This is a genomic window from Microcoleus sp. CZ3-B2 (assembly GCF_036705055.1).
Lineage (GTDB): Bacteria > Cyanobacteriota > Cyanobacteriia > Cyanobacteriales > Microcoleaceae > Microcoleus.
This window is the reverse complement of sequence record NZ_JAUBTN010000143.1, coordinates 1-1,503: the sequence shown is the minus strand read 5'-3', so window position 1 is coordinate 1,503 and position 1,503 is coordinate 1. Positions and strand designations below refer to the sequence as shown.

Genomic DNA, 1,503 nt, shown 5'->3' with positions numbered 1-1,503 from the left:
TTGACACTCCCTGTGCTGAAGCAACAGGGATTCTTAAGACCACAATTTGAGTCTCAAAGGCGCTGACAATTCGCCTCTACCGATTCCACTTAGATCGAGTCCAAGCATCACCGCTACTTTTCTACCAATATTTCCACAGCCGTTACAATCTGCATTAATTAACCAACCTTGAGCCGTTCGATACAAACCACGCTTAATTCGTTTGCCACTTGGAAGCCACCCTTCAGGTTTTTCGCCGAACGTAGGTAGCAAATCATGATCAACAAACGAAGCCTTAGAAGAATAAGATTCTTCGGTTTCTACAAACTTTAACCCATACTGCTCACAAAGTTGAGTAATTCTATCCTTCAGTCTGCCAGTAGGGATTTGTACAAACTTTTGATTAGTTTTGCTACCCATGTTGGCAGAATTTTTTTGTCCCTTATTCCAACCAAATACAACCGTTCCTATGCAATTTTTCAAACAGTGGTGAATTACCTTCCTTGCAGCTTTGTTGACGGCATCTCGCATCTGGCGGTTACGTCTTTCGGTCAAATTGGCAAGTCTTTTAGACCAGAATCCGTTAGATTTGCCTTCCATCAAAAATGCAACCCGCTTGTTATACCCCTGGTTGAGCGATTTTAAATGCTTACCGTCAATGATAAAACTTGTGCCAGCATTGCTTACGCAAGTCAGCCAGTTGTCTACGCCGTGGTCAATCATTAAGCACTTGGCGGGGTCTACAAGAGCCTGGATGTCAGTCGTTTTATAGACGAATTCCAGGTAAAAGCAGCCATTGCGGGGAAGAATTCGATACTCTCGAATTGCCTTAAAATCAAGATTTGATGGCATCGGCAGAAAAAACGCATCTAGCCCGAACCACGCTTTAACTTTGCTGCCCAACGGAAATCTCAACATTCCATCCTTGAGTTTTACCGACCTACCAGTGAACGTCACAAGCGCCATTCCACCTTGACGATATTTTGGTAGTTTAGGGCGGTCTGTAATTGTCCCATTTTTAAACGCTTTCAGTAATCCTAGAAAGGATTTGAAAGACTCGGCGACACCCGTTAAAATTTGCTGGGCGGTATCAGAATAAAACGCTTGATAGTGCAAGTTCCTATTCTCGGTTCCCAAAACTTTGTGCAATTGAGCTCGATTTGGGATTTTACCAGTCTTGAAAAATATCTGACGAGCATAGTAGGTTCCGCAGTTAGAAAGCTTTGTAGCTTCAGAACACAGATACTCAAGAATGGCTTGAGTATCTGAACCAGCTCGAATTAGATTTTGTTGGCAACCAAACATGACTTATCCTCCTATAATATAGTACGGCAAAAAGCCGGATAAATCATGAAGAAACGTTTAGATTTTCGGATCGAGGGATTTGAGTTTGAGATTCTTGAGCAATACTGCAAGGACGTGGGTAGAACCAAGACCGATGTACTTAGAGAATTAATTAGGACATTGAAAGAGAAGAAAAAGCCGTCGTAGAACGACGGGGCTTCAGACCCCGTTTTTTGGTGA

The 1,503-nt window shown here is 42.7% G+C and carries 1 protein-coding gene; it reads right to left on the bottom strand.

Annotation, left to right across the window (positions count from 1 at the left end):
• Positions 1–33 precede the first annotated feature (33 nt).
• Entirely contained in the window at positions 34–1,284 is a 1,251-nt protein-coding gene (locus tag QUA97_RS28160) for an RNA-guided endonuclease InsQ/TnpB family protein (protein ID WP_333197610.1), read from the bottom strand.
• Positions 1,285–1,503: the final 219 nt, after the last annotated feature.

What these genes read in the sequence shown, in the direction of transcription:
- QUA97_RS28160 (WP_333197610.1), bottom strand. Translation starts at nt 1,284, where the DNA reads ATGTTTGGTTGCCAACAAAATCTAATTCGAGCTGGTTCAGATACTCAA.